The sequence below is a fragment of the Paenibacillus sp. 01T422 genome, from assembly GCF_056398785.1.
Genome location: NZ_JBFTQB010000286.1, coordinates 1 through 6,831, shown reverse-complemented (window position 1 = coordinate 6,831; position 6,831 = coordinate 1). Strand labels below are relative to the sequence as shown.

The window sequence follows — 6,831 nt, the reverse complement described above, 5'->3', positions numbered from 1 at the left end:
GTATTAAGGTAGGTGACTCATATATGGAAGCCAATGAAGTTATACAATCAGTCGTCGAGCAGCTGCAAAAAGTAGAAGGAATCGCTGCCATTGTATTGGGCGGTTCACGTGCGTGTGGCACCGAAACACCGGAGTCGGATATTGACATCGGCGTGTACTATCGGCCTGATCATCCGATCGACCTTGCAGCTTTGGAGAAAGCTGCGGAGTCATTGGATGATCAGCACCGCAGCGGCCTTATCACGCCGATAGGCGGCTGGGGGCCTTGGATCAATGGCGGCGGATGGCTGAGCAGCCGCGGCTTCCCCTTGGATATCCTGTATCGGGATGCCGTGAAAGTGTCAGGCATCATCGAGGATTGTCGGCATGGCCGGATCGATATCCATTATCAGCCAGGTCATCCGCATGGCTTTTGCACATCGATCTACATGGGAGAAGTCGCGCGCTGCCGGCCGCTCTGGGATCCGGATGGTCTCGTCGCTGCAATGAAGGCGAAGACCACTGCGTATCCGGATGCGCTGCGGCAAGCGACAATCTCGAAATTCATGTGGGAAGCTGATTTCTCTATTGCAAATGCTAAAAAAGCTTTGGGGCGTAACGATGTTTCTTACGCAGCGGGGCATCTATTTCGAACCGTAAGTTGTTTGGTTCAAGTATTGTTCGCATGCAATGGGCAGTATTTGCTGAACGAAAAAGGGGCCGTCGCACAGTGCAGCCATTTTGCCGCAGCTCCTGCTGATTTCGAGAGGCGAATCCAGGAGGGATTCGCTTGTATGACTGCCGATCGCTCGGATTTAACGAGAGCGATTGCTTCTTTTGCGGCGCTTGTTGGCGAGGTTCAGGCGATTGCTATTTAGGGCAGCAGGGCTGCCCCAGAGGCACACGGCTCCACTGCAGGGCTGGCTTGGGAAATGCAGGCCGTTTTCCCTGCAAAGGTATATTTTCGGCCTGCAAGGAGGGGCGCCCCTGCGGAACGGGGCAACAGCGATGGTGGAGAAGATTCCTTGAACTTAACGCCGATTACTCCAACTATTTTTCATGAATATTCCATTTTTGGCTAAATAAAAGGATTTTCTACCACTAATTTTGCCAATCTAGCAGATTTCGTCCAGCTGCGGAACATTTAACTGGAGTTCCTACCGCAATTTCGCTCCCTGTTGCCGAGCAGTTCAGAATAACGGTAGATTTTCCATCTATTTACAACTGTTACTGTGAATCGACAGACTCTCCAGTTCCCTTGGTGTAAGTGATTTCGTTGCACTAAGCTTCGCTGAGCATCCAAAGCGATGACTTTTCAGCCATCACATAATCATGGTAAACTCTGTAAAGGATCTTGGGTAGTATTCCAGGGTCCTTTTAAATTTGAAAAAAACGGTGGGTGAAGGTTTGGATAACGCTAAATTTAACGAAGATTGGGAAGCGAATGGAAAAGTTATGAATCTTGCAAAGGAAGCGCTGGCAAATGGATCACCTCCGCATGATGTGCGGGAGCTTGTACTTCAATCGGATGTTTTTAGAGAATGGAGCTACATGGAAAGAAGCTTCGCTGTTGAATATCATGAGATGTTTATATACACGGATTTACTTGGGGAGATTGAGTTCACACGTTACGATAATCACATCAGGGAAATTGCTACATCAACAATGGCTGGTTTAAAAATAAATAACGAAGTGTACAGCTGGAATAATGAGTACGACAAGTTATTTGATCAAATTGGAATAAAAATAACGCCGGTCGAATTAGGCGAAAACATTGGATTATTGTGTAAAAAGTTGAACCTGGTTAAGCCACTAGGCGAAATCAAATTGATATTACACAATGGCTAGAGGACTTCAAGAATACGTATTTAGGACGAGCAGTATGAACTAAACAAACCTCATCGTTTTCGTTAATAAAAAAAGTTTTGACCTTTGGCGAATTCATGTAAAATATAACTTAGAATTAGAGTGTAAGAATAAGGAGAGATTCAGAATGACTGTCTTGGATATTAAAAAGGATGATTTAACAGGCCCTGAGGTACAAGCGTTAATCCTTGAACATCTGAAAGGGATGTCAGAGATTTCACCTCCCGAAAGCATGCATGCCCTGAATATTGATGGGCTCAAAAAACCGGAAGTCACATTCTGGAGTGCATGGGATCAAGGGGAATTAGCTGGATGCGGCGCAATGAAAGAACTCGACTCCGGACATGGTGAGATAAAATCCATGCGAACTTCTTCAGCCCATCTGAGAAAAGGGGTTGCCAAACAGCTTCTAGAACACATTATCGGGGAAGCCAAGCAACGAGGCTATCAGCGGTTAAGTCTGGAAACAGGCTCCATGGAAGCCTTCGAACCTGCAAGAAGACTGTATGAAGTTTTCGGGTTTGAATATTGTCAGCCGTTTGCGGATTACGCGGAAGACCCGCTTAGTTCATTTATGACATTGAAATTATAAAGAAGAGGCTGCTGGACCAATAGGTCTAGACAGCCTTTCTTTGTTTGATGTTTTTTTGAGCGCCTAAGGCGTTTTCGAATAAACGAAAAATCCGCTTCTTTTTTCCCAACCCGCTGCCGTCCAGAATGAATGACCAAGATCATTATTTTCGAGTACAAAAATGTGACATTTCTCAATACCTAGTTCTCTGAACGGAGCCAAACTCATCTCAACGAGCCGGTGCCCAATCCTTTGTTTACGGTTTTCCGGATTCACCGCTAAGTGATAGATAAAGCCTCTTCTACCATCATGCCCGGCTAAAATAGTTCCAATGACTTTGTTGTCCGCTTCGCAAACGAAACAAAATCCTTTATTTCTAGCTAGATAACTTTCGATATTAGATTTAGAATCCGCTTCGCTTAATACAAGACCTTCAATCTGATTCCAGAGTAAAAAGGCTTGCTCATAATCTTCGATTGTCATTTCTCGAATTATGGACATCGATAAATTCTCCTTTGAACCATACATGGTTTAACTCCATTTTAATATCAGAGATTGTACTCTTTTATCTGCAAGATTGCTAGAACGATTTACAGCCCAAAGGATCTAAGGTAATCTATGGATAGCAGGAGGTGGCGATATCCATTGCCTTTCATCAAGACAATACTGCGTCATTTTGCACAGTATAAATTATTATCTGCTATATTCATAGGCAGTATTTTCATCGAAATCGCGTATTCCGTTGCCTCACCCTTAAGTTTGAAATATTTGGTGGATGACGCTTTCATGCCCAAGGATCTCCACGCATTCATTTTCATTCTTTCGGTGCTGCTCAGCGGAGGGTTTTTGAACATTTGTGCTAGCGCCTTTGGCGACTACTCGTTAGGCAAGCTCAGCGGGGAAATGATTCGAAAGATGCGCAGTGAGCTATTTGACCATGTGCAAAAGCAGTCGCTCCCTTTTTATCAACGGTTCAAGGTTGGTGATTTGGTCACTCGTTTTGCAGCGGATATGGGAGCAATGGAGAAAGTCGTACGTATATCGTATCCCTTCATGATGAAGGAAACGTTAAGTGTGACTCTCGGGCTTGTCATGCTTTTTTCAATCAATTGGAAGTTAACGCTTGCTATGCTAGCTGGGTCTTCGCTCATGTTTATCGGGCCGAAATTGGTGCAGGGGCGTGCGGAGTCAGCCAACACAGGATACAAGGAAGCGCAGGAGCATTTCGCGAATACCATTGATGAGATGGTCAAAGGACACAAAACGATCAAAGGCCTTCACTTGCAGGCAAGTATCCGAGATCGTGCGCGCAAACAGATGAACGACTTGTTCACTTTCGGGTTCAAGCTGCATATGGCCGGGGCTCTGATCGAACGGCTGCCGCTCACGGCGCTGCTCATTCTGAACGGCATCATGATCGGTTTCGGCGGATATTTGATATTTAACGACGATATAACGGTTGGCGGTTTTATGGCGTTTTTTACGTTGTTTTTATCCGTAGGTCAGTCAGTTTCAAATTTGTCCATCCTTATCCCGAATCTAATTGATTCGAGTATCAGTTTCCGCCGTGTGAAGGAGATATTGGAGCAGCAGCCGGACGTTCCTGACGCGGAGAATCCTGTACCCTTATCTTCATCCTTTACTTCTATTGAAATGGATCGGGTGACGTTTGGTTATAACGGTGAAGCGGATCAATTGAAGGACGTGAGCATGCGCATTACGGAAGGCATGTATGTGGCTTTCGTAGGGCCCAGCGGATCTGGCAAAAGTACGGCTTTACAGCTGCTATCACGGTTCTATGACCCGAACCAGGGGGCGGTCTCAATCAATGATTGCGATCTGCGCCAAGCAAGTGAAACGTCGCTAAGAAAGCTGTCTACGCTTGTTGCGCAGGATACGTTCCTGTTTAACGCTTCAATTCGTGATAATTTGCTCATAAATAATGAAGCTGCGACGGAAGCAGAAATGATAGAAGCGGCGAAGCAGGCGCGGATCCACGACACGATTGTCAACTGGTCAGATGGATACGACACGCAGATTCACCACGAAGGGGGCTCTCTATCGGGTGGAGAGCGGCAGCGGCTGTCCATTGCGAGAGCGCTTCTGCGGAAGCCGAAGCTGTTGCTGCTCGATGAAGTCACATCCGCGCTGGACCCGGCGACGGAAGCCGATATTAATGAGTTAATAGGGCAAAGCCGGAAAGACAAAACGATTATTTCCGTTACACATAGACTGGCTTCAGTCGTCCATGCCGATGTCATTTATGTTTTTAAAGACGGACGGATCGTCGAAAGCGGCACCCATCATGAACTTCTGGATCATAAGGGGCAGTACGCGAATCTTTGGGAGAAACAGATCGGGTTTCATCTATCTCACGACGGTCTACATGCGACGGTAGATGTCAATCGGCTCGCTAAGCTGCCGTTCTTCCAAGGCATTGAGCCTGCGCTTTTAAGCGATATCGCTACCTTGTTCTCAACGGAAACGTGTAAGGAAGGCGAAGCAATCGTTCGTGAGGGCGAAGAGGGTAATAAATGCTACATTATCGTTCGAGGTAAATTTGAARTTGTGAAACATTTCCCCGACAAGGGTGAGATACGTGTTGCCGTTCTGCAGGATGGCGATCATTTCGGGGAAATTGCCCTGCTCCGCAACACGCTTAGGAATGCAACAGTGAAGGCACTGAGTCCTGCGGTACTGCTATCGGTCAGACGAGAGGCTTTTCACCGGTTGACGGCAGAGTATCCACAAATTTTACAAACATTGGAGCAGACATTATTGAGCCGAATGTAGAGGGTTCGTTGCGGAAGGAGTGAAGGTTAACGTTATGACGGCTAGTATTTACAAACGGTGCGTCACCGATGATGATTTGGCTAAAGTGAGTTTGTTCATTCTGGAAAACCGGCGGGATATGCATCCTTCGTATTCGGCCACCGACACGATAACGATGTTGTATTCGTTCATTAAGCATGGTCAGTTGATTCAGGTAGTGAATCAAAACGAACAGCGTATTATTGCGGCGAGTGCATATTACCATGGGACTCCAGAGTACGATTACGAAGATAAGCACATCGCTTTTGTAGAGATGGCCATAGCTGACCGTGCTTATCGAGGTTCAAGGCTCTTCATTAAGGGATTGCGCTTCTTGGTAAGCGAGATTTTGTCCGACAATCCGGACGTCCAGGAAGTGAGATTTGCAGCACTTGCAGAAAATGTATATTTATGTAGATTGTATGCGAAATTTGCCGATACGAGCCATGAAGAGGATAGCATACTTGGCAAACAAATGAAATTTGGTGTCAAAATTAACAATCTGAGGGCTTTCTTAGATAATTTCTTGAAGGTATAATATACATATGACAGACAATTATCCTTGATAAGGAGGCGTTATGCATGATTGTAATTCCACCAAGCATTAAAAAAGATACGGACAAAGGCGGTTTCGGTAAAATCGTCAAAGACAACGAGAATTTGCGAGCTAATCCGGTATAATGGGTTTCGAATTCCGTACTTGTAAGTTCGAAATGGATTTCGAAGCTTACATCCGTTTTTTGATTCAGCAACAAGCCTTTTTAAACTTGCCGTATCCTTTCGCGATGAAGCTTGCTTTCATGGGCAGTCCGCTACAGTTCGGGCAAGCAATGCTGATTTTCAACGATGAGACTTACGATATCGTAGGTGCGGCAGGTTTCGTGTACGGCACAGGGGCAAATGATTATGAAGATCGAGAGATTTGTCAGGTCGAGATTGCCTTTATTTTGGAACAATATCGGCGTACACCGCTATTTCTACGCGGTTTTGAGGCGTTATTGAACCTTATTAAAGCGGGTAATCCCGACGTGAAGCAGCTCCAGTTCTGGAGTTCTTCTGACAATAAGGAGATACAGCAGCTTGTTTCCCGATGGAGCAGCTTGCCTGGATTCCACTCATCAGTTGTGAATGATTTAACCTTCTACAAGTTTTCATTCGATGAGCTGGAAGCTTATTGCAGAAGTCTTTTTATTCATACGCATTGAAATCTATGTCATTAGTTGTTATTATGAATTCATACAAGCAACTGTGTGTGACTGGCGGAACATGGGTAACCATGAGGGAGCACATAGATAATCAGCCGTACGCCTGGRCAGAGGTAAGGGGATATCCCCTTACCTCTTTGCGTTTCAAATTTACTCAAAAGGAATGATCACAATGTCAGCAGAAACATTAATCTTGGATGGTAACCGAGTCGCAGACGCCATGAAGGAATCGTTGCTCAGCAGAGTCAGCAATTTGTCCCAGCAAGGCGTCGTCCCTTGCTTAGCGACTGTGTTAGTTGGTGACGATCCTGCTTCAGCAACCTACGTACGGATGAAAGGAAATGCCTGCAAGCGACTTGGGATTCAATCTATTCGTGTTGTTCTTCCTGAACATACGAC

8 protein-coding genes and 1 riboswitch are annotated in these 6,831 nt (G+C 45.7%); of the genes, 7 read left to right on the top strand and 1 reads right to left on the bottom strand.

The features are described 5' to 3' along the window. The 3 genes from AC1DUA_RS17170 to AC1DUA_RS17160 all read left to right on the top strand — a co-directional run. The coding region (locus AC1DUA_RS17170; RefSeq protein ID WP_477500926.1) for a nucleotidyltransferase domain-containing protein at positions 1-857 on the top strand (857 nt) is incomplete at its 5' end. Positions 858-1,362: 505 nt separating this feature from the next. Then, positions 1,363-1,827 carry a hypothetical protein gene (locus AC1DUA_RS17165; protein ID WP_477500925.1) on the top strand — a complete coding sequence of 155 codons (465 nt, stop codon included), beginning with the start codon at positions 1,363-1,365 and terminating at the stop codon, positions 1,825-1,827. Between the two features lie 154 nt (positions 1,828-1,981). Beyond that, complete coding sequence (locus AC1DUA_RS17160; protein ID WP_477500927.1) at positions 1,982-2,437, top strand: GNAT family N-acetyltransferase; 456 nt, start codon at positions 1,982-1,984, stop codon at positions 2,435-2,437. A 63-nt stretch (positions 2,438-2,500) separates the two neighbouring features. Here AC1DUA_RS17160 and AC1DUA_RS17155 read toward each other — a convergent pair whose 3' ends face one another. Then, entirely contained in the window at positions 2,501-2,917 is a 417-nt protein-coding gene (locus AC1DUA_RS17155) for a GNAT family N-acetyltransferase (RefSeq protein WP_477500924.1), read from the bottom strand. 144 nt (positions 2,918-3,061) lie between these two features. Here AC1DUA_RS17155 and AC1DUA_RS17150 point away from each other — a divergent pair, with 144 nt between their 5' ends. The 4 genes from AC1DUA_RS17150 to AC1DUA_RS17135 all read left to right on the top strand — a co-directional run. Continuing rightward, on the top strand, positions 3,062-5,209 hold the full coding sequence (locus tag AC1DUA_RS17150) for an ABC transporter transmembrane domain-containing protein (protein WP_477500923.1): 2,148 nt from the start codon (positions 3,062-3,064) through the stop codon (positions 5,207-5,209). Between the two features lie 34 nt (positions 5,210-5,243). Beyond that, positions 5,244-5,765: a hypothetical protein gene (locus AC1DUA_RS17145; RefSeq protein WP_477500922.1), complete on the top strand. Its 522-nt coding sequence runs from the start codon at positions 5,244-5,246 to the stop codon at positions 5,763-5,765. A 142-nt stretch (positions 5,766-5,907) separates the two neighbouring features. Continuing rightward, complete coding sequence (locus AC1DUA_RS17140) at positions 5,908-6,432, top strand: hypothetical protein (protein WP_477500921.1); 525 nt, start codon at positions 5,908-5,910, stop codon at positions 6,430-6,432. 37 nt (positions 6,433-6,469) lie between these two features. Next, positions 6,470-6,548, top strand: a riboswitch (ZMP/ZTP riboswitch). A gap of 56 nt (positions 6,549-6,604) precedes the next feature. Then, positions 6,605-6,831, top strand: a 227-nt coding sequence (locus AC1DUA_RS17135; protein ID WP_477500920.1) for a tetrahydrofolate dehydrogenase/cyclohydrolase catalytic domain-containing protein, incomplete at its 3' end; no start/stop codon positions are given.

Excerpts from the sequence above, each read along its gene's own strand:
- AC1DUA_RS17145 (WP_477500922.1), top strand. The coding sequence starts at position 5,244 with ATGACGGCTAGTATTTACAAACGGTGCGTCACCGATGATGATTTGGCT.
- AC1DUA_RS17140 (WP_477500921.1), top strand. The coding sequence starts at position 5,908 with ATGGGTTTCGAATTCCGTACTTGTAAGTTCGAAATGGATTTCGAAGCT.
- AC1DUA_RS17155 (WP_477500924.1), bottom strand. The coding sequence starts at position 2,917 with ATGTCCATAATTCGAGAAATGACAATCGAAGATTATGAGCAAGCCTTT.